This is a genomic window from Phreatobacter sp., assembly GCF_027532945.1.
In the GTDB taxonomy this organism is placed as follows: domain Bacteria; phylum Pseudomonadota; class Alphaproteobacteria; order Rhizobiales; family Phreatobacteraceae; genus Phreatobacter.
The window spans coordinates 17,298-42,454 of record NZ_JAPZTZ010000011.1 but is presented as its reverse complement, the minus strand read 5'-3'; the positions used below and the strand labels follow the sequence as shown (position 1 = coordinate 42,454).

At 69.8% G+C, this 25,157-nt stretch carries 21 protein-coding genes and 1 pseudogene; 17 read left to right on the top strand and 5 right to left on the bottom strand.

Annotation, left to right across the window (positions count from 1 at the left end):
* Window position 1: 1 nt before the first annotated feature.
* The 3 genes from O9344_RS08735 to O9344_RS08725 all read right to left on the bottom strand — a co-directional run bounded on the left by O9344_RS08735 (window position 2) and on the right by O9344_RS08725 (window position 4,342).
* Window positions 2-1,339, bottom strand: a complete 1,338-nt coding sequence (locus O9344_RS08735) for an HlyD family type I secretion periplasmic adaptor subunit (protein ID WP_298475249.1) — start codon at window positions 1,337-1,339, stop codon at window positions 2-4.
* A complete protein-coding gene (locus tag O9344_RS08730) occupies window positions 1,336-3,051 on the bottom strand; it encodes a type I secretion system permease/ATPase (RefSeq protein WP_298475246.1) in 1,716 nt (571 codons plus the stop codon). The genes O9344_RS08735 and O9344_RS08730 overlap by 4 nt, the downstream gene beginning before the upstream one ends.
* A gap of 103 nt (window positions 3,052-3,154) precedes the next feature.
* A complete protein-coding gene (locus tag O9344_RS08725; protein WP_298475244.1) occupies window positions 3,155-4,342 on the bottom strand; it encodes a glycosyltransferase in 1,188 nt (395 codons plus the stop codon).
* A 71-nt stretch (window positions 4,343-4,413) separates the two neighbouring features.
* Between O9344_RS08725 and O9344_RS08720 the strand changes: the two genes are divergently transcribed.
* Window positions 4,414-4,764, top strand: a complete 351-nt coding sequence (locus O9344_RS08720; RefSeq protein WP_298475241.1) for a hypothetical protein — start codon at window positions 4,414-4,416, stop codon at window positions 4,762-4,764.
* Between the two features lie 32 nt (window positions 4,765-4,796).
* On the opposite strand, the gene O9344_RS08715 is transcribed toward O9344_RS08720, so the two are convergent.
* On the bottom strand, window positions 4,797-5,207 hold the full coding sequence (locus O9344_RS08715) for a hypothetical protein (protein WP_298475238.1): 411 nt from the start codon (window positions 5,205-5,207) through the stop codon (window positions 4,797-4,799).
* Between O9344_RS08715 and O9344_RS08710 the strand changes: the two genes are divergently transcribed.
* Genes O9344_RS08710 through O9344_RS08680 form a run of 7 tightly spaced genes read left to right on the top strand, consistent with a single transcriptional unit; the run spans window position 5,152 to window position 13,064 of the window.
* The gene (locus O9344_RS08710; RefSeq protein WP_298475234.1) at window positions 5,152-6,372 is read left to right on the top strand and encodes a UbiA family prenyltransferase; all 1,221 of its coding nucleotides are present in this window, start codon (window positions 5,152-5,154) and stop codon (window positions 6,370-6,372) included. The genes O9344_RS08715 and O9344_RS08710 overlap by 56 nt on opposite strands.
* The gene (locus tag O9344_RS08705; RefSeq protein WP_298475231.1) at window positions 6,369-7,700 is read left to right on the top strand and encodes an FAD-binding oxidoreductase; all 1,332 of its coding nucleotides are present in this window, start codon (window positions 6,369-6,371) and stop codon (window positions 7,698-7,700) included. The genes O9344_RS08710 and O9344_RS08705 overlap by 4 nt, the downstream gene beginning before the upstream one ends.
* Window positions 7,697-8,467: an SDR family NAD(P)-dependent oxidoreductase gene (locus tag O9344_RS08700; protein ID WP_298475228.1), complete on the top strand. Its 771-nt coding sequence runs from the start codon at window positions 7,697-7,699 to the stop codon at window positions 8,465-8,467. The genes O9344_RS08705 and O9344_RS08700 overlap by 4 nt, the downstream gene beginning before the upstream one ends.
* Window positions 8,467-9,393: an NAD-dependent epimerase/dehydratase family protein gene (locus O9344_RS08695; RefSeq protein ID WP_298475225.1), complete on the top strand. Its 927-nt coding sequence runs from the start codon at window positions 8,467-8,469 to the stop codon at window positions 9,391-9,393. The genes O9344_RS08700 and O9344_RS08695 overlap by 1 nt, the downstream gene beginning before the upstream one ends.
* A gap of 13 nt (window positions 9,394-9,406) precedes the next feature.
* Entirely contained in the window at window positions 9,407-10,687 is a 1,281-nt protein-coding gene (locus tag O9344_RS08690) for an NAD(P)/FAD-dependent oxidoreductase (protein ID WP_298475222.1), read from the top strand.
* A complete protein-coding gene (locus O9344_RS08685) occupies window positions 10,684-11,100 on the top strand; it encodes a GtrA family protein (RefSeq protein ID WP_298475219.1) in 417 nt (138 codons plus the stop codon). The genes O9344_RS08690 and O9344_RS08685 overlap by 4 nt, the downstream gene beginning before the upstream one ends.
* Window positions 11,101-11,114: 14 nt before the next feature.
* A complete protein-coding gene (locus O9344_RS08680) occupies window positions 11,115-13,064 on the top strand; it encodes a hypothetical protein (RefSeq protein ID WP_298475216.1) in 1,950 nt (649 codons plus the stop codon).
* 6 nt (window positions 13,065-13,070) lie between these two features.
* Here the strand turns inward: O9344_RS08680 and O9344_RS08675 are convergent, their stop codons facing one another.
* Window positions 13,071-14,024 carry a hypothetical protein gene (locus O9344_RS08675; protein WP_298475213.1) on the bottom strand — a complete coding sequence of 318 codons (954 nt, stop codon included), beginning with the start codon at window positions 14,022-14,024 and terminating at the stop codon, window positions 13,071-13,073.
* Between the two features lie 271 nt (window positions 14,025-14,295).
* Between O9344_RS08675 and O9344_RS08670 the strand changes: the two genes are divergently transcribed.
* The 9 genes and pseudogenes from O9344_RS08670 to rfbC all read left to right on the top strand — a co-directional run bounded on the left by O9344_RS08670 (window position 14,296) and on the right by rfbC (window position 25,155).
* Window positions 14,296-16,143, top strand: a complete 1,848-nt coding sequence (locus O9344_RS08670) for a glycosyltransferase (protein ID WP_298475210.1) — start codon at window positions 14,296-14,298, stop codon at window positions 16,141-16,143.
* Between the two features lie 104 nt (window positions 16,144-16,247).
* The gene (locus O9344_RS08665) at window positions 16,248-17,165 is read left to right on the top strand and encodes a rhamnan synthesis F family protein (RefSeq protein ID WP_298475206.1); all 918 of its coding nucleotides are present in this window, start codon (window positions 16,248-16,250) and stop codon (window positions 17,163-17,165) included.
* Window positions 17,166-17,206: 41 nt separating this feature from the next.
* Window positions 17,207-18,118, top strand: a pseudogene (cysD, locus tag O9344_RS08660) (sulfate adenylyltransferase subunit CysD); the annotation flags it as partial.
* On the top strand, window positions 18,118-19,959 hold the full coding sequence (gene cysC, locus O9344_RS08655) for an adenylyl-sulfate kinase (RefSeq protein WP_298475204.1): 1,842 nt from the start codon (window positions 18,118-18,120) through the stop codon (window positions 19,957-19,959). The pseudogene cysD and the gene cysC, both read left to right, overlap by 1 nt.
* 89 nt (window positions 19,960-20,048) lie before the next feature.
* Window positions 20,049-21,569: a DUF2793 domain-containing protein gene (locus O9344_RS08650; RefSeq protein WP_298475201.1), complete on the top strand. Its 1,521-nt coding sequence runs from the start codon at window positions 20,049-20,051 to the stop codon at window positions 21,567-21,569.
* A 153-nt stretch (window positions 21,570-21,722) separates the two neighbouring features.
* Window positions 21,723-22,781, top strand: a complete 1,059-nt coding sequence (gene rfbB, locus O9344_RS08645; RefSeq protein WP_298475278.1) for a dTDP-glucose 4,6-dehydratase — start codon at window positions 21,723-21,725, stop codon at window positions 22,779-22,781.
* Window position 22,782: 1 nt separating this feature from the next.
* Window positions 22,783-23,700 carry a dTDP-4-dehydrorhamnose reductase gene (gene rfbD / locus O9344_RS08640; RefSeq protein WP_298475199.1) on the top strand — a complete coding sequence of 306 codons (918 nt, stop codon included), beginning with the start codon at window positions 22,783-22,785 and terminating at the stop codon, window positions 23,698-23,700.
* Window positions 23,697-24,569, top strand: a complete 873-nt coding sequence (gene rfbA / locus O9344_RS08635) for a glucose-1-phosphate thymidylyltransferase RfbA (protein ID WP_298475197.1) — start codon at window positions 23,697-23,699, stop codon at window positions 24,567-24,569. The genes rfbD and rfbA overlap by 4 nt, the downstream gene beginning before the upstream one ends.
* A gap of 25 nt (window positions 24,570-24,594) precedes the next feature.
* Window positions 24,595-25,155, top strand: coding sequence for a dTDP-4-dehydrorhamnose 3,5-epimerase (gene rfbC / locus O9344_RS08630; RefSeq protein ID WP_298475195.1), 561 nt, complete (start codon window positions 24,595-24,597; stop codon window positions 25,153-25,155).
* Window positions 25,156-25,157: the final 2 nt, after the last annotated feature.

The window sequence follows — 25,157 nt, the reverse complement described above, 5'->3', positions numbered from 1 at the left end:
CTCATCGTTCGCGGAATGCCCGGTTAACCTGGTCCATCAGCGGCCTGGTGAGATAGGCCAGCGCCGTCCGCTCGCCGGTCTTCACATAGATCTCGGCCGGCATGCCCGGAACGATGCGGTTTCGGCCAAGGCGGTCGAGTTCGCCATCGGCAAAGGCAAGACGCGCAAGGAAGAAGGCGCTTCCGGTCTGGGGGTCCCTCACCACGTCGGCCGACAACCGGACGACCGTGCCGTTCACCTCCGGCGTGGTGCTGTGCGGAAGCGCCGGAAACCGGATCAAAGCCTGCTGGCCGATCGCCACCTTGTCGATGTCCTGGGGCGCAATCCGGACCTCGATCACCAGGACGTCGTTACCGGGCACGATCATCATGATCGGCTGTCCGGCGGTAATGACGCCGCCGACCGTGTGGTAAGACAGCTGGTGAACGAAGCCCGAGGCGGGCGAGCGGATGTCGATACGCTTCAGCGCGTCCTCGGCTGCCACGCGGCGCTCGACGAGCTCGCCCGTCCGCGCCTGGATTTCACGGAGCTCGGTCGACACCTCGCGCCGCAGATCCTGGTCGATCTGCAGGATCTGGAGCTCCGCCTCGGTGATGCGTCCCTCGGCCCGGGCGCGCTCGGAGACAAACTGGCCGACGTCCCCGGCAAGGCGCGCACCTTCGCGCTCGAGCTCGACGACGCGGGGGCGCGGCACGAGGTTGCGGCGGAAGAGGTCGCGGATATCGCCGAGTTCGCGTTCGATCAGTTCAACCTGTCGGCGACGCGCCTGTTCCTGGGCGGTGAGGCCGACGATCTCTTCACGGATCTGGTCGATCCTCTCCCGCAGCTGCCGCTGTTGGCCCTGCCGCGCCGACCGGCGGGCGTTGAACAGCGTCACCTCGCTGTCCCAGGACCGCGCCACCTCCGGATCGCCGAGGCGCCCGTCGAGCGAGGCGGGCAGGACGATGTTGGCGGCACCATCCCGCTCGGCCTCGAGGCGCGCCTGCCGTGCCGCAGCCTCGTTCAGCTGCTTGACGATGACCTGAAGGTTGGCGCGTGTGATCGTCGCATCGAGGCGGATCAGCAGATCCCCTTGCTGCACCCGTGCTGTCTCGCGCACCAGGATCTCGCCCACGACACCGCCGGTGGGGTGCTGGACCATGCGGACGTTGGTATCGACCACCACCACGCCGCCAGCCACGACAGCGCCCGCGAGCGGCACTGTCGCGGCCCAGCCACCAATCCCGCCCACGAAGACAACCACCACCGCCATACCGACGAGGACCAGGCGTCGCATCCCCCGGTACAGTCCCTCAACGCCGTTGGCGCCGGGCGTGATGGGTGGCGCCGCCTCCGTCATGTCGGTTGCTTCCGTTGCGGGGCGAGCACCTTCTTCAACACCTCGTCGCGCGGACCGAAGGCCTGAAGGCGCCCGTCCTTCATGAGACCCACCATGTCGACCGCGGCGATCGCGCTCGGACGATGGGCGATGACGATGGCAATGCCCTGGCGCTCTCGCACATGCCGGATCGCCTGGGTGACAGCCGCTTCGCCCTCGGCGTCGAGATTGGCGTTGGGCTCGTCGAGGACAACGAGGAAGGGATCGCCGAACAGCGCCCGCGCGAGCGCCACGCGCTGCCGCTGGCCACCCGATAGCGTAACGCCGCCATCGCCGATCCTGGTCTCGTAACCCGCATGGAGCCGCCTGATCATCTCGTCGGCGCCCGCGGCGACTGCGGCGGCAACGACCTGCTCGGACGTCGCGTCGGGACGGAACCGCGCAATATTCTCGGCAACCGTTCCGTCAAACAACGCGATGTCCTGCGGCAGGTAGCCGATGAAGCCGCCGCGCGCCTCGTCGTTCCACTGGCTGAGTTCTGACCCGTCCAGCCGCACGGAGCCGCGCAGCGGATGCCAGACCCCGGACAGAACACGCGCCAGCGTCGATTTTCCCGAAGCGGAAGGACCGATGACGCCAAGCGCCTGGCCGGCCAGGAGCGACAGCGACAGGCCGTGGATGATCGGCTGGGTCTGGCCGGGTGCACCAGCGAAGACCTGTTCGAGGGTCAGCATCCGTCGCGGAGGCGGCAGGGAAATCGGATCGGCTGGACGAGGCAGCAGATGCATGGTGTGGCTGAGGCGACGGCGCGCCTCGCGGGCCGCCACGAAAGACTTCCAGTAGCCGACCGCCGCCTCGATCGGTGCCAGCGCCCGGCCCATGAGGATGGAAGCGGCGATCATCACACCCGGCGTCGCCTGCTCCATGAGCACGAGATAGGCGCCGAGGCCGAGGATGCCTGACTGCAGGGCCATGCGCAGGATTCGCGAGACGGTCGCATAGGTGTTGACGACATCCGTCGCCCGCTCGTTGGCGGCAAGGAAACGGTCGTTGACGGCGCCATAGCGGGCGGAAAGCGCGGTCCGCATCCCCATCGCCTCGATCGCCTCGGCATTGCGTCGGGTCGCCTCCGCGATGCCGGAGCGTGCCGCAGCCGAGCGCGCCGTCTCGGTGATCGGTGCCTTGCTCGCCCGTTCGGTCAGCACCGTGATGGCGAACAGCACGAGGCAGCCCACCAGCACCGCCGCACCGATCCACGGATGGAGCAGGAAACAGAGCACGACGAACAGCGGCACCCAGGGCATATCGAAAAACGTGGTCGGCCCGAGGCTGGAGACGAAGCCGCGCACGGCATCGAGGTCACGACCGGGCTGCAAGGCGTCATGGCCAGGCCCGGCCCGCAACGCCATGGTCGCCGTGAGCCGGAAAACCTCGGGCGCCAGCCGCCGGTCGACGGCAGCGCCGACGCGGGTGAGGATTTTCTGGCGGATGATGTCGAGCGCGCCCTGGACCAGGAACACCAGAGCGAGCAGCAGGGTGAGGCCGATCAGCGTCTGCTGGCTCCGGCTGGTCAGCACCCGGTCGTAGACCTGCAGCATGTAGATGGCGCCGGAGAGCATCAGAACATTGAGGACGCCTGAGAAAACCGCCGCCGCAACAAGCGCGCCGCGGCATGTCCTCAGCGCCTCGGCGATGGGATCCGGCGTGGTCGGTGGCGCTTGGCGGAAGGCCATCTCGCTGAAGGTCTCGGCTCACGGTGCCCCGGAAACGGAGCACGGCCCAACGGTCATGCCGTGTCTGGAGGGCAAAATGCAAGGCCGGCGTGCAGTCGGGACCTTACCGCAGGACCGGGAAAAGGCGCTGATACACCTCGACCACGCGCCCGGCGACCTCGCCGAGGCTCGCCTCGCGCTCCACCCTCAAGCGGGCGGCAGCTCCCATCGCCGCAAGATCGGCGCCGGCGGCACGGCCGATTGCGGCGGCGAGCGCGCCGGGATCCTCCGGCGGCACGATGAAGCCGGTGACGCCGTCCTCCACGAAGTCGCGGCAGCCGGGAACGGCCGTCACCAGCGCCGGCCGGCCGGCGGCGGCGGCCTCCAGCAGGGCGCGCGGCAGGCCCTCCCCTCCGCGCGAGGGCAGGACGAAGAGATGATGATCGGCGAGCAGCGCCGCCACGTCGTCACGCCGTCCGAGCCAGGTGACGCCCGGTTCGGCGGCAAGGCTGGCACAGTCGTCCGGGGTCAAGGCGCGAGGATTGGCGGCATCGGCCTCTCCGACGACGGTGAGCGTCGCATCGAGCCCGCCTGCACGCACCTGTCGCAGCGCGGCGACGGCGAGATCGAGCCCCTTCGAGCGCACGAGGCGGGCGACGAAGATCAGCCGCAGCGGCGGCACCTCCGGCAGCGGCCGGACGTGGAACTCGGCCGGATCGACCCCGGCACCAGCCAGGGTGACCACCCGGCCCTCGCCTAGCGCCCGGTGCAGGCCGAGGGCGAGCGGGTCGGCGCCATTCTCGGCAAGCCAGACCGTCCGTGGACCATCGCAGAGCCGCGCGAGGCCGGCCGCGGCAAGGCGTGCCGCCCACCGCTGCGGCGGGGCGGCGGTGGCGAGGAAGCCGAGCCCGGTGATGCTGACCACCCGCGGCGTGGAAAGCCCCCGAAGCCGCGCCAGCGCCGCGATCGCCATGCCGTGGAGTCCGAAGGCGTGGACGAGCGGCGCGCAGCCTTCGCGACCGGCGAGGTCACGCAGCTCGCCTGCAGCTGTCCACAGGCCACGGGGCGCAAGACCGCCGCGCCGGGCGTCGGCAGGCTCCAGCGCAATGCCAGGTTCGGCCCAGGCGACGCCGTCCTGCGGTGCAGCCAGGACAGCGACGCGAAAGCCTGAATCCCGCGCCGCACGCGCCCAGGGCAGGAAATGCGAGCGGAAGAACCAGGCCTCGTTGATGACGCAGAGAATGCACGGAGCCGACGCCTCGCCATCCCCAGGGGCCGTGCGCTCGCCCCGGCCATCAGCCCCCGTTACCATCCCCATCCTTGCCTTCGATCCGCCGCGGTGAGACAACTTCCGCCGGGCTGCGGATCGGAGCCCGGCAAGGAATGGAAATCAAGTCCAAGGCGATGCGCTCGGTCAGCGACGAAGTCGAACGTTGCCTCCCCTATTTCATCAGGCTCTGCGTCAATGGCGTTATCGCCACTGGCGTGCGGCTGGACGCATCGGCGATCGAGGTCGCTCGCGACATCCACCGCAAGCTGCCGCCGACAACGGACGCGACCCTGCGCGGCCATTTCGAGGCGACTCTGTCGGACCTCGTCGACCTCGTCTCGGCGCTCGCCCCGCGCCTTCCGCCTGAAATGATCCATGACTTCGCCGAGAAGGCCTCGCAGGCGCAGGTCGCTGCGACCCTCGAGCGCTCCCTGATCGGAGCCCTCCGCGCCGCCGCGGGCTGACCGCTTCCCTATCCGCAAGCGATCCGCGGGGTTCACAGGGCTTCGACGCTGTGCCAAAACCCTTCCGCCGGAACGTCCCTTGTCGTGCGTGACGCCGGACCGTAACGCCCGCGGCTCTGCTCTCGCCCCATCACGGACAAGGGATCCTTCGCGCCTTGGATGCGACCGCGGGTCATGCCGCCACCCAACATCCCCCGCTCCCCCTCGTCGTCGACCTCGACGGGACGCTGCTGCTGACTGACACGTTGGATGAGCAGGCGGCCGAGGCGCTGTTTCGCCGGCCGCTTCATCTCGCCCGCGCCCTGCCTGAACTGGCCCGTGGCCGCGCGGCGCTGAAGCGGGCCCTCGCCGACGAGGTCGATTTCTCCACGGCCGCCCTGCCCTTCCGTGAGGACCTCCTCGTCTGGTTGCGCGACCAGGCCGCGGCGGGCCGTCAGGTGCATCTGTGCTCGGCCGCCACGCAGAGCGTGGTCGAGGCCATCGCCCGGCGGCTCGGCTTCTTCGCCTCGGCCACCGGCTCGGGCGACGAGAACCTCAAAGGGCCCCGCCAAGGCTGCCCATCTCGCCCGCACCTTCCCCGAAGGCTTCGTCTATGTCGGCGATTCCGCCGCAGACCTTGCCGTCTGGAAGGTGGCGGGCGGCGTCGTCCTCGCCGGGGCGAGCCGACAGGTCGCAGAGGAGGCACGGGCCCTCGGCAAGCCGGTCGAGGCCGAGTTCACGGATGTACCGCTGTCGCTCCGCGAATGGGCGAAGGCGGTGCGGGTGCATCACTGGTCGAAGAACGGGCTGATCTTGGTGCCGCTGGTGCTGGCCCATGCCTTCACCGACCCACTGGCGGTCGCCGCCGCGATCGCCGGCCTCATCTGCCTGCTGATGGTCACCTCCTCGACCTATCTCATCAACGACGTCTCCGACCTGCAGGCCGACCGCCGCCACTGGTCGAAGCGTCGCCGCGCCATCGCCTCCGGCCGCCTGCCGATCCGCCTCGCCCTCGGCGGGGCCGCGGCGGCCATCACCCTCGCCCTTGCCGGGGCGGCCCTGCTCGCGCCGGGCTTCGCGTTGGCGCTCGTCGTCTATCTCCTGCTCACCCTCGCCTATTCCTTCGGGCTGAAGCGCATCCCGCTGCTCGACACGCTGGTCATCGGCATCCTGTTCACCACGCGGCTGGTCATGGGCATGGCGCTTCTCGCCCATCCCTACTCCGCCTGGCTGCTGACCTTCTCGGTCTTCTTCTTCACATCACTCGCCATCGCCAAGCGCCACACGGAAATCGTGCGCGCCGCGGGCGCGAGCGAACATGCCCTCGCGAGCCGCGGTTACCGGCCGGAGGACGCACCGCTGACGCTCGGTTTCGGCACGGCGGCAAGCGTCGCCTCGCTGCTGATCATGGTGCTGTTCCTCGTCGAGGAGCTCTTCCACCGCGGCACCTACGCGCATCCCAGGCTGCTCCTCGCCGTGCCGCTGCTGCTCGCCATCTGGGTCGGCCGCATCTGGCTCCTCGCCCATCGCGGCGAGATGCGGGACGACCCCGTCAGCTTCGCCTTGCGGGACCGCGTCAGCATCGGCCTTGGTTTCGCCGTCGCCTTCGTCTTCGTACTCGCCCTATGACGCGATTCACCGAAACCGCCGACCACCTGTCCTGGGGCCGCACGCTGCGCCTGCAGCATCGCGTGGCGCGGCCGGTCTTCCGGCAGGACGTGCCGGCGACGCTGGCCGAGGGCTTGAGCACCCTGCCGACGCTGCTCGCCACGGGACTGCGCCGCTCCTATGGCGACAGCATCCTCAATCCGGCCGGCGGCATCGTCGACATGGCCGGCGTCGACCGGATGATCGCCTTCGATCCCGAGACGCGCATCCTCAAGGCGGATGCGGGCCTCTCCTTCGACGCGCTGCTGAAGGCCATGGTGCCGCGCGGCTTGTTTCCACCGGTTTCGCCGGGGACGCGCTTCGTCACCCTCGGCGGCGCGGTGGCCAACGACGTCCACGGCAAGAACCACCACGGCGCCGGCACGATCGGTCGGTGGATCCGCCGTCTCGGCCTGCTGAGATCCGACGGCGTGGAGCACGAGCTCACCCCCGGTGACCCGGACGGGCTCTTCGCCGCCACCATCGGCGGCCTCGGCCTCACCGGCATCATCACCTGGGTCGAGATCGAGCTCATGCCGATCTCCGGCGCGCTCATGGATGTCGAGACCATTCCCTTCGATGATCTCGACGGCTTCTTCCGCCTCTCCGCGGAGAGCGAGGCGAGCCACGACTACACCGTCGCCTGGATCGACTGCCTTGCCACCGGCGACAAGACCGGACGGGGCATTTTCAGCCGCGCCCGCCACGCGACCGGCGGCGAGTTGTCGGCCGGCAAGGGCGGCGGCCCGACCTTTCCGGTGGAGCTGCCCTCGATCGCGCTCAACCGCTTCAGCATCCGCGCCTTCAACGCGATCTACGACTGGAACGGCCGGCGCACGGCGGGTCGCGCCATGCAGCACTACCAGCCCTTCTTCTATCCGCTGGACGCCATCGGTCAGTGGAACCGCATGTACGGTCACCCCGGCATGTACCAGTACCAGTCGGTGGTTCCGCCCGCCGCGGCGCGCGATGCCACCGCCGCCATGCTGGCCGCCATCGCCGCCGCGGGTGAAGGCTCCTTCCTCGCGGTGATCAAGACCTTCGGCGATAGGCCCTCGCCCGGCCTCCTCTCTTTCCCGCGGCTGGGCACCACGCTCGCCCTCGACTTTCCCAATCGCGGTGGCTCGACCATGGCGCTGCTGGCACGGCTGGACGCCATCGTGCGGGAGGCCGGCGGCAGGCTCTATCCGGCCAAGGACGGCCGCATGCCCCGCGACATGTTCCGCGCCGGCTATCCCGACTGGGAGCGCTTCGCCGCCCATGTCGATCCGCGCTTCTCATCGCTCTTCTGGACAAGGGTCGGCTCATGACGACGATCGCTCCCGCCGCCGGCCGGCGTCTCCGCCTCGTGGTGCTCGGCGGCACCTCCGGCATCGCCGAGGCCACCGCACGGCTCTACGCCGCCGAGGGCGCCGAGATCCTGCTCGTCGGCCGCCAGGAGGACAGGCTCGCCGCCATTGCCGCCGACCTGAAGGTGCGCGGCGCGGCGCGGGCAGAGGTGGCCATTGCCGATCTCGCCGCCCCCGGGGACGCGGCCGTAGCGCTCGCCGGCTTTGCCGGGACCCTCGGCGGCATCGACCACATCCTCGTCGCCTATGGCATCCTCGGTGACCAGGCGGAGGCGGCCCGCGATCCCGCTGCCGCCGAGCGCATCCTCGCCGTGAACTTCACTTCGGCGAGTGCCTGGTGCCTTGCCGCCGCCAACCTGCTGGAGGCGCAGGGCCAGGGGTCGCTCGTCGTCCTCGGCTCCGTCGCCGGCGATCGCGGCCGCCGCCAGAACTTCGTCTACGGCGCCGCCAAGGCGGGCCTCGCCGCCCTCGTCGAGGGCATCGCCCACCGCTTCGCCGCCAAGGGGCCGCGCGCCGTACTTGTGAAGCCCGGCCCGACGATCACGCCGATGACCGAAGGCATGCAGCGCAAGGGCTTCACCTGGGCGAAGCCCGAGGATGTCGCCGCCGTCGTGCGGCGCGCCGCCGACAAGGGCGGGCCGGTCGTCTACGCGCCCTGGTTCTGGCGCTACATCATGCTGATCATCCGCTTCCTGCCCGCGCCCATCTTCAACAGGCTCGACATCTGATGCGGGTCGTCGTCACCGGGGCGGCGGGCCTCGTCGGCCAGAATGTCATCGCGCGGCTCAAGGGCGAGCCGGGCGTGAGCATCGTCGCCATCGACAAGCATCCCGCCAACACGGCACTGCTGCGGCGCATCCACCCGGAGATCACCGTCATCGAGGCGGACCTGGCCGCCGACGGCGCCTGGAGCGAGGCCTTCGCCGGCGCCGATGCGGTGCTGCTCAACCAGGCGCAGATCGGCGGCCTCGACGAGGCGGAGTTCACCGCCAACAACGTCACCGCCACCGAGCGGATCGTCGAGGCCATGCGCCGGCACGGCGTGCCCTATTTCGTGCACATCTCGTCCTCGGTGGTGAACTCGCGCGCCGATGATTTCTACACGCGGTCGAAGACGGCGCAGGAGCGCTTCATCGACAGGGTCGAGATCCCCCATGTCGTGCTGCGGCCGACGCTGATGTTCGGCTGGTTCGACCGCAAGCATCTGGGCTGGCTGCGGCGCTTCATGGACCGCACCCCGGTCTTCCCGATTCCCGGCGACGGCCGCTTCATCCGCCAGCCGCTCTATGTCGGCGATTTCGCCGCGATCATCACCGCCTGCCTGAGGACCAGGGCAACCGGCACCCACGACATATCGGGGCTCGAACAGATCGATTACGGCGATCTGATCGCCATGATCCACGAAATCGTCCGGCCGCGGGCGCGCATCGTCCACATTCCCTACCGGCTGTTCTGGCTGCTGCTCTGGGCCTATGCGCTCGTCGACCGCAATCCACCCTTCACGACGCGCCAGCTGGAGGCGCTCGTCATTCCCGAGACCTTCCCCGTCATCGACTGGCCGCGCATTTTCGGCGTGACGGCGACGCCGCTGCGCCGGGCCCTCGTCGAGACCTATTGCGACCCCGCCTATTCGTCGATCGTTCTGGACTTCTGAGAGGACTTCCCGCGTGTCACGGATCGTCGTCATCGGAGCCGGCCCCATGGGCCTTGCCGCCGCCCATCGCGCGGCGAGCCTCGGCCACGAGGTCGATCTCATCGAGGCCGGCGACCGCGCCGGCGGCATGGCCGCCCATTTCGACTTCGGCGGCGTCTCGATCGAGCGCTTCTACCATTTCGTCTGCAAGACCGACGCGCCGACCTTCGCGCTGATGGACGAACTCGGCATTGCCGACCGGATGCGCTGGGTGCCCACCTCCATGGGCTATTTCATGGGCGGCAAGGTCCATCCCTGGGGCGATCCCATCTCGCTCCTCACCTTCCCCCATCTCGACCTCGTCTCGAAGATCCGCACCGGCCTGCAGATGTTCTGGACGACGAAGCGGCCGACCATGGACGGCATCGAGAGCCTCACCGCCCGCCAGTGGATCGAGGGCGGTTCGGGCCGCACCGTCTACGAGCGGCTGTGGAAGCGGCTGATGGAGCTGAAATTCTACGAGCTCGCCGACGAGGTCTCGGCCTCGTGGATCGCCACCCGCGTCAAGCGGATCGGCAATTCCCGGCGCTCGATCTTCCAGGAACAGCTCGGCTATGTCGACGGCGGCTCGGAGACGCTGGTCGCCGTCCTCGTGGAGGCCATCGCCGCCAGGGGCGGCCGCATCCACCTATCGACGCCCGCGACGCGGGTCGAGACGGCGGAGGGCCGCGTGACCGGCGTCACCGCCGGCGGCAGGCTGTTCCCCGCCGATGCCGTCATCTCCACCGTGCCGACGCCACTGGTCTCGCGCCTGGTGCCGGACATGCCGGAGGACTGGAAGGCGCGCTACGACGCCATCCGCAACATCGGCGTCGTCTGCCTGATCCTCAAACTCAAGCGGCCGGTGACGCGGCATTTCTGGGTGAACATCGTCGACGATGCCATCCCCATCCCCGGCATCATCGAGTTCTCGAACCTGAGGCCGACCGGCGACACCATCGTCTATGTGCCCTACTACATGCCGGTGACCCAGCCGAAATGGGGCTGGAGCGACGAGGCCTTCATCGCCGAGGCCATGGCGGCCATCGCCCGCGTCAACCCCGCCATCGGCCCGCAGGACCTCATCGACGCCAAGGTCGGCCGCCTCACCCATGCCCAGCCGGTCTGCGAGCCGAACTTTCGCGACAAGCTGCCTCCCATCGAGACACCGATCGGCGGTCTGCAGGTGGCGGACACCTGCTATTATTATCCAGAGGATCGAGGGGTTGCCGAGAGCATCCGTTTCGGCCGCATGATGGCGGAGCGGGTGGCGTGAAGGACCTCGTTGGCGATCTCGCCCGCTCTCCCTTCCTGCGCTTCCTCGCCTCGGGCGGTATCGCCGCCGGCGTCAATGTCCTTGCCCGCATCCTGTTCTCGCCGGTGATGGCCTATGAGATCGCGGTGGTGCTCGCCTATCTCGTTGGGATGCTCACCGCCTATGTGCTGATGCGGCTCTTCGTCTTCGAAGCCTCGGGACGCGCCGCGGGAAGCGAGCTGTGGCGCTTCGCCGTCGTCAATGCCGTGGCGCTGGTGCAGGTCTGGCTGGTCAGCGTCGGCCTCGCCCGCTGGCTGTTCCCGGCTGTCGGCTACACGTTCCACGCCGACACCGTCGCCCATGTCATCGGCGTGCTGAGCCCGGTGCTGACGAGCTATCTCGGCCACAAGCGCTATTCCTTCGGCAAGCCATGATCCCTCGGCAGGACATGAGCGAAAACCCGGCGCCCCGGCCTGTCACCTGGCTCTTCCGCCTCGGCTGGCTCGCCGGCGCGCTCCTGCTGCTGCCGCTCATCGCCGCCCATGTCGGCCCCTTGCGAACCTATGGCACCTCCGAGGGCCTCGACCCTTCCTGGATGGCGGCGCTCGCCGACGCGGCCGCCCGCGGGGCCGCCTTCGGCCGCGACATCGTCTTCACCGGCGGCCCCCTCTCCGGGCTCTATACCGGCTTCTTCGAGCCGGCCATGGCCTGGCCCATCGCCGGGTTCGGCCTCTTGGTCACCGTGGCGCTGACCATCGTCGCAGGACATTTCATCGCCCAGCGCGGCTGGCCGACGGCCCTCGCCCTCGTCGTGATCCTCGGCACGGGCGTCCTCCTGCGCGACACGATCGCGCTTTTGCCGGCGCTGTTCCTCGTCCTCATCGTCACCGGCGAGCCTCGCCCCGGCCCCATGGTGCGCCTCGCGGCCCTCGCGGCCGGCGCGGTGCTCGCCCTGGCCAAGTTCTCGACGGTGCCACTGCTGGTCCTCGCCTGCCTGCTGGCGGACCTGCTGGCACTGTCGCGGCGGCAATGGCCCTGGCACAGTCTCGCAGCCGTAGCCGTCATCGCCCTGGCCTTCAGCCTCGCGGGCCAGAATCCCCTGGCCCTCGGCGACTGGCTGCGCGGCAGCCTGGAGACCTCCGCCGGCTATTCCGCCGCCATGAGCCTTCCCAGCCGGCCGCTGGAACTCGCGGCCTGGATCGCTATCACCGCGACCCTCGGGGGCGTCGTGATGCGGCTCGCCCTGTCGGACTGGAAGCGGGGGGAGAAAGGCGTCCTCGCCATCGCCGCCGAGGTGGTCATCCTTGCCGGCTTCCTGTTCCTCGCGCTCAAGATCGGCTTCGTCCGCCACGACCTTCATTCCCTGATCGGCTGGGGCTGCCTCGCCGTCGCCGCAGCCCTCGTCGGCACCAGCCCTGCCGCGCGCCGCGACCGCCCTGCTGCGGCCACAGCCCTCGCCATCGCGCTCCTCGCCCTGCTGCCGGGCCCGGTTCTGGTCCAGCGCACACTTCTGCCGGACTACACCGCCCAGCCGGTGGCGACCGCCCGGGCCGCCCGGGACATCGGAGAGACGTTCCTCCGTTTCATCGCAGATCCGGCCGCCTGGAAGCGGGACGCCGGGGCGCGCCTCATCGCCGCCCGCGCAGCCCTCAGGGCGAGCCACCCGCTGCCGGCAATCGACGGGACCATCGACGTCGTGCCCTCGAACCAGGCTCAGTTGATCGCCCACGGCCTCGCCTACCGCCCGCGCCCGACCGTGCAGGAGTATACAAGCTATGCGCCGGGCCTGATCGCCCGCAACCGCGCTCATGTCGATGGGCCGGACGGGCCGGCAAACCTCCTGATGCAGCCCGGTTCCATCGACGGCCGGCATCCCGCCTCAGCCGAAGGTGCGCTCTGGCCGCTCATCCTGTCGCGCTACGAACCAGGGGACATCGTCGGCGGCATGGTGCTGATGCGCCGGCGCGCCGCACCAGTTCCGCTTACCGCGGGCACCACTGTGACCATCGAAGCCGGGCTCGACACAGACGTGGCGCTTCCCGCCGGGGACGGCCCCCTCGTCATGACCGTCCGCATGCCGCTGACGCCGCTCGGCCGCGTCATGGACCTCGCCTTCCGCCCACCCATCGTCATGCTGACCACGGTCGAGGCGGATGGCCGCCGCACGCCCTGGCGCGCCATCCCCGGCATGCTCTCCGAGGGCATGGTGATTGCGCCTCACGTGGCGACGGCGGAGGAGTTTCGCGATCTCGCCCTCGGGCGCATGGACCGCCCGGGCTGGACGCGGCCGACCGCCATCCGGCTCTCGTCAGGATGGCTCGGCCGGCTTGCCTATGGCGGCAGCGTCACCGTGACGTTCACGCCGCTGGACCTCGGTCCGCTCGCGGCAGCCCGCTGAGCGCCGTCACTCCAGCCGGACGCGCCCCCAGTAGGTCCAGTCCGAGGCGCAGTGCCCCTTGCAGGAGGTGATGAGCTTGAGCTGCGCCGTGCCCGGCGGGATGGTGGCGAAGCCGATCTGGATGCGGCGGTCGGGCGCGACCGCGCCGGGATCGAGGCACTGGTCAAAGATCCGGCCGGCCCCCTCCGCCTCGATGTGGAAACAGGCCCCGTCCGTGGGGCTGCCATTGTCCCACGAGCCCGTCCGCATGCCGAAGGCGACCTGCACGCGGCTCTGGCCGGCGACCGGCACCAGCACCACGGAGGGCGCGTGGGCGAAGAGCCCGTCTTCGGTCGGCATCAGCACCGGCGGGCGCATGGTGTTGGCGGCGAGGACGGCGGCGAAATCGCGCTGCACCTGCGCGAGCGAGCGGCCGGTCTCGCTCTCCCGGGCAAAGGCGAGCCTGACCTCGGGGGATGGCAGCGCACCGGTGCGCTCGGGCGGGCTGTCGGTGCCACCGAGCAGCCAGGCGCCGGAGATGACGGCAAGGGCGAGGACGGCCGCGGTGGCGAGGAGGCGCGATCGGCCGAATGACGGCGCAGATGCTGTGTCCCCGCGCTTGACGGGTTCCGGCGGCGCCGCGGCTACGGGACGCCGCGGGGCCTCCACGGGCAGCGGAGCAACGGCGATGGCTGCGGCAGGCGCGGGCCCATCGGCGGCGAGATGGACAGCGAGGTCGAAGCCCGGCTCGTCGAGGCGGTGCAGGATGGGCACAAGGTCGGCCAGGAAAGCACGGCCGAGGACGAGCTTGCGGTCGTCATCGGCCTGCGGCGCCACGACGGCGGGGTAACGCCGCACGGCGGCCTCGGCGAGGCTCCGCGCCACCGCCTGGTCGCGCCAGTCGATCCGCGCCAGCGTGGCGAGCGTCGCCCTCAGATAGCGCGCATTCGCCTCGGTCTCCTGCGGGGTCAGCCCCGGCATGGCGATCCGCTCCCTGGTCCCGCCGACCGGTGACCTCCTGTCGACCGGTAATCGTGCTCCCGAGAGTGCCGCGACATGGTCAATGGAGCCTTAACGATGCGCCCGTCCGCCAGCGGGGCCGCATCCCCAAAGCGATGTCGTCCGCGCGATTCCGCATGCGGGCGGCGCCGGCCCGCCCGCCGGCCGGGTGGCCCCGCCGGAGCGAAGCGGCCATAATCGCCGCGATGAATCGCCCGCTGCCTCCGTCGCCCGCCGGCCGGGACTTAACGCCGTGATCGCCGGTCTTGGTCCCGGCCTCATCACCCGTGTGGCGCTGCGCATCCTGCGGGAGGAAGGGCCGGTGGCGCTCGCCCGTCGCCTCCGCCGGCGCATCGCCATCCTGCTGGAACAGCGCCGCCGCAGCTATTCCGACTGGATCGCCGCCTTTGACACGCTCGGGGAGGTCGACCTCGTTAACCTGCGCGCCGCCGCCGCTGCCCTGCCGCACCGTCCGCTCATCTCGGTGATCATGCCCGTCCACGAGACGCCCCGACGGCTGCTCGAGGAGGCCATCGCCTCGGTCAGCGCCCAAGCCTATGACAACTGGGAACTGTGCATCTGCGATGACGCCTCGACCGCGTCGCATGTCGCCGCCGTGCTCGCTGCGGCGAGTGCTGCCGATCCACGCATCAAGGTCACACGGCGGGTGGAGAACGGCCGCATCGCCCGGGCCTCGAACGACGCCCTCGCCCTCGCCACCGGAGACTTCGTCGCCATGCTCGACCATGACGACGTCCTCAGGCCGCATGCGCTGTTCTGCATGGCCGAGGCGATCGGCCGGCATCCCGACGCCGCGATCCTCTATTCCGACGAGGACAAGATCGACGATGCCGGCCGTCGCTTCGATCCCTATTTCAAGCCGGATTTCTCGCCCGAGCTCTTCCTCGGCCAGAACTACCTGAACCACCTCACGCTGTTTCGCCGCGCGGAGGTCGTTGCCGCAGGTGGCTGGCGGCCAGAGCGCGACGGCAGCCAGGACTATGACCTCGCGCTGCGCATCCTTGCGAGGGTCGGCGCGGCGCGGGTCATCCACGTGCCGCGCATCCTCTACCACTGGCGCGCCACCGCCGGATCGACCGCCGTCGCGACGGGAGAGAAGTCCTATGCCTTCACCGCCGGCCTGCGGGCACTGGAGGACCATGTGGCGGCCGCTCTGCCCGGCGCGCGGGTCGAGCCCGTTGGCGGCGCGCCCTATTACCGCGTCGTCCACCCTGTGCCGGAGCCGCTGCCCCTGGTCACGATCCTCATCCCGACCCGCGACGGCGGCGCCGTCCTCGACCGGTGCCTCACCTCGCTCGTCGCGCGGACGGACTATCAGGCCTTCGAGGTCGTGGTCATCGACAATGGCTCCGCTGCGCGGGAAACCCTCGCGCTGCTCGAATCCTGGCCGCGCCGCGACGGGCGCATCCGCGTCCTGCGCGACGACCGCCCCTTCAATTTCGCCGCGCTGAACAATGCCGCCGCCGCCAAGGCGCGTGGCGACCTCCTGTGCCTGCTCAATGACGACGTCGAAATCCTCGAGCCTGGCTGGCTGCGCGAGATGGTGTCGCTGGCGGTGAGGCCCGAGATCGGCTGCGTCGGCGCGAAACTGCTCTACCCCGACGGGTCGCTGCAGCATGGCGGCGTGGTGCTCGGCATCGGCGGTGTTGCCGGCCATGCCTTCAAGCATACGCCTGCCGGCGAGCCAGGCCATTTCTGGCATCTCGGCCTGCGTCGCACCGTGTCGGCGGTGACGGCGGCCTGCCTCGTGGTTCGCGCTTCCGTCTATGCCGAGGTCGGTGGCCTCGACGCCGAGCACCTCGCCGTCGCCTTCAACGACGTCGACTTCTGCCTGAAGGTGCGGGAGGCCGGATACCGCAATGTCTGGACTCCCTTCGCCTGCCTGAAGCATCACGAAAGCCTGTCGCGCGGCGCCGAGACGACGCCGGAGAAGAGGGCGCGCTTCGAGCGCGAGACCACAACCATGATGGCGCGTTGGGGAGAAAAGCTGCTCAACGATCCCTTCTATTCGCCCAATCTGACGCTGGCCCGCGAGGATCAGACGCTCGGCTTTCCGCCGCGCCTGCACCCGCTGGCGTGAGGGTTCGCTCCGGCGATCCTTAGGCTCAGGACGGAAGTCTCCGCATTTTGGGAAGAGCATGCCTTCACGCCCGGCGGCTCAGCCGTTATGCAGGGACGGACGCGGTGGAGGACCACGACCAAGGCGTGATGAGCGATATTGTGAAGAACACGGCGGTCGGACGAGCCATCCTGCGAATCGGCAAGGCCTCGCTGTCGGCTGCCAATCGGCTTGCGCTGCTCGTCTATCTTGCTCGCGAAACCAGACGAGCGCAGGGCGAGCCGACTGCGATACCCCACACCTCGATAAGGACCGGCCTGGTCGCCCACATCTACTACACCGAACTCATTGACGAGATCATTGCCTGCTGGGCGCATTTGCCCCCGAACAGCGTGTGCCATATCACAGCCCCGGCGGAGATCGCTGACGCCGTGGCGGCGCGAATCGCCGGCCTGCCCGAGGTCCATCTTCACGTCGTCCCCAACCGCGGCCGCGATATCGCACCCTTCCTCGCGATCCTGAGGTCTGGCGCGCTGGACGGGCTCGACGCCGTCCTGAAGATCCATTCCAAGCGCAGCCCCCACCTGTCCCATGGCGGGCTGCTGCGCCGCGCCATGTTCACGGCGCTCGCCGGTCATCCGGCGACGGTGACGCGCATCCTCGCCATCATGGCCGACCCGAAAGTGGGTATGGTCGGCTGGCGCCGCGTGTTCCTGACACGTCCGCGCCACTGGCACACCAACCGCGGCCGCGTCGAGGAGCTGGCTGCACGGCTCCAGCCGCCGGCCCACGCGGACCTCGCCTTCTTCGGCGGGTCGATGTTCTGGTTCCGGCCCACGGCCCTTGCGGCTATAGCGGCCCTGCCGATTCAGCCCGACGACTTCGAGGAGGAGGCTGGGCAGATCGACGGCACGCTCCACCATGCCGTGGAGCGGCTGTTCGCCATTTCCACCGCGGCCAGCGGCTATGCCGTCGCCGACACCGAAGGCGGCATCCTGCTGCCCCCGAGCGAGGGGCTTGGTCGCCCCGCAGCGAGCCTGTAAGCCATGCCACGAGGCCAACCTGCGAGCCCCGCTGCCAGGCAGCGACAGGCGAGACCATGATGGACGCCCATCTCAAAGCCCTTGAATCCGAGGCGATCGCCATCCTGCGGGAGGCGAGGGCCCGCTTCACGCGACCGGTGCTGCTCTATTCGATCGGCAAGGATTCCTCGGTCCTCTACCACCTCGCCCGCAAGGCCTTCGCCCCGGCGCGGCTGCCGATGCCGCTCATGCACATCGACACGACCTGGAAGTTCCGGGAGATGGTGGCCTTCCGCGACGCGCTGGTGGCCCGCGAAGGCGTCGAGTTGCTGGTCGCCACCAACCATCAGGCCATTGCGGCAGGCATGAACCCCTTCGACTATGACGCCTCCACCTACACCGCCGCCATGAAGACCGTGCCGCTGCGCGAGGCCATCGATCGCCACGGCTTCGACGTCGCCATTGGCGGCGCGCGGCGCGACGAGGAGCGCTCGCGCGCGAAGGAGCGCATCTTCTCGCTGCGCGAACCGGGCCATGTCTGGGACCCGCGCAACCAGCGCCCGGAATTCTTCGGGCTCTACAACACCCTGCTGGAACCCGGCGCCACCATGCGCTGCTTTCCGCTCTCCAATTGGACCGAGCTTGACATCTGGCGCTACATCCACGCCGAGGCGATCCCGGTCGTTCCGCTCTATTTCGCAGCCCCGCGGCCGGTGGTGCGCCGCAGCGGCCAGATGATCCCGCTGGATGATGGCCGCTTCCGCCTGCAGTCCGGCGAGACGGCCGAGACCGCGACCGTCCGCTTCCGCACCCTCGGCTGCTACCCGCTCACCGCGGCGGTAGAATCGGACGCGGCCGACGTCCCCGCCATCATCGCCGAGCTCCTCGCCACCCGCAGTTCCGAGCGCATCGGCCGGATCATCGACCATGTCGGCTCCTCCATGGAGGACAAGAAGCGCGAGGGCTATTTCTGATGGCCGCTTCCGCAACCCTGCCGGCTCCGCTGACCCTGCCGCGCCTGCGCTTCATGACCTGCGGCGCCGTCGATGACGGCAAGAGCACGCTGATCGGCCGGCTGCTCTACGAATCCGGTGCCGTCTTTGAGGACCATCTCGCCGAGGCGCTGCGTGCCGGGCCCACCGGCGAACTCGACCTGTCCTTCCTCGTCGACGGGCTGAAAGCCGAGCGCGAGCAGGGCATCACCATCGACGTCGCCTATCGCTATTTCGCCACGGCCAAGCGCGCCTTCCTCATCGCCGACGCACCGGGCCACGAGCAATACACCCGCAACCAGGCCGCCGCCGCATCGCAGACCCAGCTCGCGGTGGTGCTGGTCTCCGCCAATGACGGCATCCAGCCGCAGACCCGCCGGCATCTCGCCATCGCTGCCCTGTTCGGCGTCCGCGACATCGTCGTGGCGGTCAACAAGATGGACCTGGTGGGCCGTGCGCAGGCCCCCTTCGCCGCCATCGCCGCCGAGGTCAAGGCGCTCGCCACCGGCCTCGGCCTGCGCATCGGCGGCATCGTCCCGGTCTCGGCCCGCGAGGGCGACAACGTCGTGACCTCCAGCCCCGCCATGCCCTGGTATGCCGGCCCGCCGCTTCTCGCCCTGCTGGAGGCCTTCGTGCCGGAACCGCCGGCCGAGGAGCCCCGTGCCCTCCTCCCCGTGGCACTGACCGGCCGGCTGGACGGCGGCGGCCGCGTTTCCTTCGGCGAGGTGGCGGCCGGCCATATCGCCCGCGGCCAGGTGCTGCGCAGCGACGGCGGCTTCGAGGCAACCGTCACAGGCCTGTGGTCGGCCGGCGCGCCCGTCGACGAAGCAGGCACCGGCGAGGCCGTGGCGGTGGCACTCTCGCCCGAACTCGACCTCGGCCGCGGCGCGGTGCTTGCCGCCGACCGGCCGGTCCCTCCTGCGACGCAGTTGCGCGTCCGTCTCGTCTGGCTAGCGTCCGAGCCGCTCGAGACCCGCCGCGGCTACGATGTCGAGATCGGCACGGCACGCGGCGCCGCCGGCATCGCCAGACTGGAGGGACGGCTCGACCTTGACGCCCTCACCGTCACTGCGCTCGACGCGGACCTTGCCGCCAACGACATCGCCGTGGCGCGCCTGCAGCTCACGACGCCGCTGCCCGCCCTGCCCTTCGCCGAGAACCGCCGTCTCGGCGCGTTCATCCTCATCGACCGGGTCAGCCGCCGGACGGTTGCCGCCGGCATCGTCCTGTCGGTGGAGCGCCAGAGCCGCGACACGCCCTGGCAGACCATGGCGGTGACGCCAGCTGACCGGGCCCGGGCGCTGCGCCAGACGCCCCGCGTCATCTGGCTCACCGGCCTGTCCGGCGCCGGCAAGAGCACCATCGCCGACCTCCTCGACCGACGGCTCCACGCCCTCGGCCGCCACGGCGCGGTACTGGACGGCGACAACCTGCGGCAAGGTCTTGCCGCCGATCTCGGCTTCTCCGACGCCGATCGCAGCGAGAATGTCCGCCGCATTGCCCATGTCGCCGCCCTCATGGCCGATGCCGGCCTGATCGTTGTCGTGTCGCTGATCTCGCCCTTCCGCGCCGACCGCGCCAAGGCCCGCGAGGTCATCGGCGCCGGCCGTTTCATCGAGGTCTTCGTCGACGCGCCGCTGGAGGTCTGCCGGACCCGCGACCCCAAGGGCATGTATGCCCGGGCCATGGCCGGCACCCTGCCGCGCTTCACCGGCGTCGGCGCCGCCTATGAGCCGCCGGAGGCCCCCGATCTGCACCTCCACACCGATGCGATCACGCCGGAGGAGGCGGTGGAACGGATCATGGCGCTGATGGAGGGGTAGGCCGCGAACCCCACAGCCTGAGAGATAGGATTTATATCCTTGACAAGGACGATTCTCCTTGGCACTCTGTGCTGCCTGGAGATCGCCCGATGACCGACGCCACGCCCCGCCTCTCGCTCCCCCTCCTCGCCGCCGCGCAGGCCCAGAAGCACGTCACCCACAACGAGGCGCTCGTCCTGCTCGACCGGCTCGTGCACCTCGTCGCGGCCGACCTGCGCGATGCCCCGCCGGTCGCGCCCGCCGACGGGGCTGCCTATCTCGTCGGCCCGGCCGCCACCGGTGCCTTTGCCGGCCATGCCGGGGCGCTGGCCACCTTCACGGACGGCGCCTGGCGCTTCGATGCGCCGGCTCCGGGCTGGCTTTGCTGGCTCGAGGCGGAGGCTGCCTCCGTCATCTACGACGGCACCGCCTGGCGTGACCTGAAGCCCCGCTCCGCCGACCGGCTCGGCATCGGGACGATGGCGGATGCCACCAACAGGCTGGCGGTGGCGAGCCCCGCTGTCCTGCTCGGCCATGCCGGCAGCGACGTGCGGGTCAAGATCAACAAGGCGGCGGCCGGCGACACTGCCAGCCTCCTGTTCCAGACCGGCTATGCCGGCCGCGCCGAGATCGGCACCACCGGTGACGACAAGCTGCATGTCAAGGTCAGCGCCGACGGGGCCACCGGGAGCGAGGCGCTGGTTGTCGATCCCTCCACCGGGCGCGTCGGCATCGGCACGGCGATGCCGGGCAACGTCCTCCAGGTGAACGCGGCGAGCGGCGCCGGTGGCCTCGCCATCGTCGGCGATGGCGTGGCGGCCCAGGCCACGGCCTTCACCTATGGCACCAGCTTCCCGGCCTTCAACGGCCGTCGCGCCCGCGGCAGCCTCGCAGCCCCCGCCGCGGTGGCCGCGGGCGACATTCTCATGCGCTTCGGCGCGGGGGGCCATGGCGCGACAGCCATGTGGGGCAGCAACAGCGCCACCGTGCAGGTCACGGCAACGGAGGCCTGGAGCGACACCAATCGCGGCGCGCAGATCGAACTGTCGACGATCGCCGAAGGCGCCGGCCAGTCGCTGCTGCCGCGCCTTGTCGTGTCAGCAGCCGGCCACAGCCAGCCCGGCGCCGATAACGCCTACACGCTCGGCACGGCCTCCGCCCGCTGGAGCGCCGTGTGGAGCGCCACCGGCGTCATCCAGACCTCCGATGCCCGCGACAAGCAGGTGATCGGCCCCCTGCCCTTCGCCGCCGCGATGGTCGATGCGGTCGACCCGGTGCTCTTCCGTTGGCGCATCGGTGGCACGCGGATCGAGCCCTCCCCCGACGAGACGGAGATCGACGCCGACGGCGAGACCGTCGCGACCGGGGTGCCTGTCCACCGGCCCGGGGCCCGCGCCCATGCCGGTTTCCTCGCCCAGGACCTCAAGGCAGCCCTCGACGCCACCGGGATCGATTTTGGCGCCTGGGGCCTCGAGGACCGCGATGATGCGGACAGCCGCCAGTGGACCCGGCCCGACCAACTCGTCGCCGTGCTCTGGGCGGCCCTGCGCCAGACCCGGGCGGAAGTCGCGGCGCTCCGCGAGGGCGCCGGCGCCGTGTCAGCCAAGGTTGACGCAAACGGCAGCCATTGACGCCAGACCGAATTAGGGCTTTCACCGATCCAGGACGTTGATGCCGTGGCCCGGACGATTCCGTGCCGTGACGTCACCATTGGCGGCCCCCGGTTGCGCACAGGCCGTGGCAAGGGCGGTAGGCGCCGACCACCGCAGGGAGACGAACCCATGGTGCGCGTTCTCGTCACCGGCGGCGCCGGCTTCATCGGTTCCGCCACCTGCCGCCATCTGGTCGCGGCGGGCGACGAGGTCCTGAACCTCGACAAGCTCACCTATGCCGGCAACCTCGCCTCGCTGCGCGCCGTCGAGGGCGCGCCGCGCTATCGCTTCGCGAAGGTCGACATCTGCGATCGGGCCGCCGTCGAGGAGGCCTTCGCCAGCTTCCAGCCCGACCGGGTCATCCATCTGGCGGCGGAAAGCCATGTCGACCGGTCCATCGGGGCGGCGGGGGCCTTCATCGACACGAACATTGTCGGCACCTTCGTGATGCTGGAGGCGGCGCGCCAGCATTGGTCGTGCCTGCCGGCGGGACGCCAGGAGGCCTTCCGCTTCCTCCATGTCTCCACCGACGAGGTCTATGGCTCGCTGGGCGAGGACGGCCTCTTCACCGAGGAGACCGCCTATGACCCCTCCTCGCCCTATTCGGCCTCCAAGGCCGCCGCCGACCACCTCGTCGCGGCCTGGGCGCGCACCTACGGCTTCCCGGGCCTCATCTCGAACTGCTCCAACAATTACGGGCCCTTCCATTTCCCCGAAAAGCTGATCCCGCTGGTCATCCTCAACGCCCTGCACGGCAAGCCGCTGCCGGTCTATGGCAAGGGCGAGAACGTCCGCGACTGGCTCTATGTCGAGGACCACGCGCGGGCGCTGGCGCTCATCGCCGCGCGCGGCCGCATCGGCGAGAAATACAATGTCGGCGGGCGTAACGAGCGACGGAACATCGACGTGGTTCGCACCATCTGCGGCCTGCTCGACCGTCTTCGTCCCCGCGCCGTGCCGCACGAAGAGCTCATCACCTTCGTGACCGACCGCCCCGGCCACGACCATCGCTACGCCATCGATGCGAGCAAGCTCGAGACCGAGCTCGGCTGGCAGGCGATGGAGACCTTCGATACCGGCATCGAAAAAACCGTCCGCTGGTATCTTGATAATGAATGGTGGTGGCGTCCCCTGCGCGACAAGGTCTATGCCGGCGAGCGGCTCGGCCTCCTCGCCGCCGCCGGAGCATGACATGCGTCTTATCGTGACGGGCAGGAACGGCCAGGTGGCCCGGTCGCTGGTCGAGCATGCAAGGTTGGTGGACCGCCTGGTCGTCGTCCCTGTGGGACGCCCGGAACTCGATCTGGCCGCGCCCGGCGATGTCACGGCGCTGTTTCGCCGCCATGCCCCGGATGTCGTGGTGAGCGCGGCGGCCCATACGGCCGTGGACCAGGCCGAGAGCGAACCGGACATCGCCTTCGCCACCAACCGCGACGGGGCCGGCGCGGTCGCCGCGGCCGCAGCCGCGCTCGGCGTCCCGGTGGTCCACCTGTCGACCGATTATGTCTTCGACGGCAGCAAGGCCACGCCCTACACCGAGGATGACCCGACGGGGCCGGTCAGCGTCTACGGGCGCTCGAAACTTGCCGGCGAACAGGCCGTCGCCCTCGCCCAGCCCGATCATGCCATCCTGCGAACCGCCTGGGTCTATGCCGCCGAGGGCAAGAACTTCGTCCGCACCATGCTGCGCCTCGCGCAAGGCCGCGACGAGATCGGCGTCGTCGCCGACCAGCACGGCGCGCCCACCTATGCCCCGGACATCGCCGAAGCTGTGATCGGCGTGGCACGGAACCTCATCGCCCGCCCAAGCGATCCGACGCTGCGTGGCATCTTCCACTTGAGCGGCGCCGGCGAGACGACCTGGGCCGGCTTCGCCGCGGAGATTTTCAGCCGGTCGGCGGCCCTGGGCGGGCCTCACGCGCGGGTCCGCGCGATCGCCACGGCGGACTATCCGACCCCGGCGGCACGCCCGGCCAATTCCCGCCTCGACTGCGGCAGGCTGGCCAAGGCCCATGGCATCATCATGCCGGACTGGCGCGAGGCGCTCGGACGCTGCATGGATCATCTGGCGCGCGGCAGCGTTCTGACGGGCGGAGGACAGGCGGCATGAAGGGCATCATCCTCGCCGGGGGGAGCGGCACGCGGCTTCACCCGATCACCCTCGGCGTCTCCAAACAGCTGGTGCCGATCTACGACAAGCCGATGATCTATTATCCGCTGTCGGTGCTGATGCTCGCCGGCATCCGCGACATCCTCATCATCTCGACGCCGCATGACCTGCCGATGTTCCGCCGCCTGCTTGGCTCGGGCGAGGCCTGGGGCGTCAGCTTCACCTATGCCGAGCAGCCGGTACCGAACGGCCTCGCCCAGGCCTTCGTCATCGGCGAGGAATTCATTGCCGGCGACCGGGCGACACTGGTGCTCGGCGACAATATCTTCTACGGCGCCGGCCTCGACACCCTGCTGGAGGCAGCCATTGCGCGGCCGACGGGAGCGACGGTCTTCGCCTATCACGTCGAGGATCCGGAACGGTACGGCGTGGTCGAGTTCGACCACCAGGGTCAGGCGCTTTCCATCGAAGAGAAACCGGCAAGGCCCAAGTCGAGCTGGGCGGTGACGGGTCTCTATGTCTATGACGCCGACATCGTCTCCATCGCCAAGGCGGTGAAGCCCTCGGCGCGGCAGGAATACGAGATCACCGACGTCAACCGCGCCTATCTCGAGCGCGGCGACCTGCATGTGCAGCGCATGGGCCGCGGCTTCGCCTGGCTCGATACCGGCACGCCGGATTCGCTCACGGATGCCTCCAATTTCGTCCGCACGCTGGAGAAGCGGCAGGGCACGCGGATCTGCTGCCCCGAGGAGGTCGCCTTCGAGAAGGGCTATATCGACGCCGCCCAGCTCGCGGCCCTGGCCGAGGCGCTGGGCAAGAGCCCCTATGGGCGCTACCTCAGACGCATCGTCGACGAGCGCGGCTGATGCGGCATAGGGCGAGGGCGAGGGCATGAAGATCACTGCGCTGGAGATCGGGGGCCTGCTGCTGGTCGAGCCGACCCGCATCGGCGACGCGCGCGGCTTCTTCTCGGAGACCTTCCGCGCCGACCGCTTCGCCGAGGCGGCAGGGCCGGTCATCTTCGTCCAGGACAACCACTCGCTCTCCGCCGCGCGCGGCACGATCCGCGGCCTGCATTTCCAGAAGGCGCCGCGCGCCCAGGGCAAGCTCGTCCGCGTCACCCGCGGCGCCATCCTCGACGTGGCCGTGGACATCCGCGAAGGATCACCGACCTATGGCCGGCATGTGGCGGTGGAGCTGTCGTCCGAGAACTGGCGCCAGCTCTGGGTGCCCGCCGGCTTTCTCCATGGCTTCTGCACCCTCGCCCCCGACACGGAGGTGATCTACAAGGTCACCGACCATTACAGCCGCGAGCACGATGCCGGCGTGCGCTGGAACGATCCCGGCATCGCCATCGCCTGGCCGGTGGCCGAGACCGAGGCCACCCTCTCCGACAAGGACCGCACCGCCCCGCTCCTCAGGGAGATCGGGCCGCAGTTCCGGTTCAGTTGAGC

Bases quoted from the DNA above. Each gene is read 5' to 3' on its own strand.
- O9344_RS08705 (WP_298475231.1), top strand. From the start codon at position 6,369: ATGACGCGATTCACCGAAACCGCCGACCACCTGTCCTGGGGCCGCACG.
- cysC (WP_298475204.1), top strand. From the start codon at position 18,118: ATGGCCGCTTCCGCAACCCTGCCGGCTCCGCTGACCCTGCCGCGCCTG.
- O9344_RS08700 (WP_298475228.1), top strand. From the start codon at position 7,697: ATGACGACGATCGCTCCCGCCGCCGGCCGGCGTCTCCGCCTCGTGGTG.
- O9344_RS08680 (WP_298475216.1), top strand. From the start codon at position 11,115: ATGAGCGAAAACCCGGCGCCCCGGCCTGTCACCTGGCTCTTCCGCCTC.
- O9344_RS08735 (WP_298475249.1), bottom strand. From the start codon at position 1,339: ATGACGGAGGCGGCGCCACCCATCACGCCCGGCGCCAACGGCGTTGAG.
- O9344_RS08695 (WP_298475225.1), top strand. From the start codon at position 8,467: ATGCGGGTCGTCGTCACCGGGGCGGCGGGCCTCGTCGGCCAGAATGTC.
- O9344_RS08675 (WP_298475213.1), bottom strand. From the start codon at position 14,024: ATGCCGGGGCTGACCCCGCAGGAGACCGAGGCGAATGCGCGCTATCTG.
- O9344_RS08730 (WP_298475246.1), bottom strand. From the start codon at position 3,051: ATGGCCTTCCGCCAAGCGCCACCGACCACGCCGGATCCCATCGCCGAG.
- O9344_RS08720 (WP_298475241.1), top strand. From the start codon at position 4,414: ATGGAAATCAAGTCCAAGGCGATGCGCTCGGTCAGCGACGAAGTCGAA.
- O9344_RS08650 (WP_298475201.1), top strand. From the start codon at position 20,049: ATGACCGACGCCACGCCCCGCCTCTCGCTCCCCCTCCTCGCCGCCGCG.
- rfbA (WP_298475197.1), top strand. From the start codon at position 23,697: ATGAAGGGCATCATCCTCGCCGGGGGGAGCGGCACGCGGCTTCACCCG.
- O9344_RS08725 (WP_298475244.1), bottom strand. From the start codon at position 4,342: ATGGTAACGGGGGCTGATGGCCGGGGCGAGCGCACGGCCCCTGGGGAT.
- rfbD (WP_298475199.1), top strand. From the start codon at position 22,783: ATGCGTCTTATCGTGACGGGCAGGAACGGCCAGGTGGCCCGGTCGCTG.
- O9344_RS08715 (WP_298475238.1), bottom strand. From the start codon at position 5,207: ATGCACCTGACGGCCCGCCGCGGCCTGGTCGCGCAACCAGACGAGGAG.
- rfbC (WP_298475195.1), top strand. From the start codon at position 24,595: ATGAAGATCACTGCGCTGGAGATCGGGGGCCTGCTGCTGGTCGAGCCG.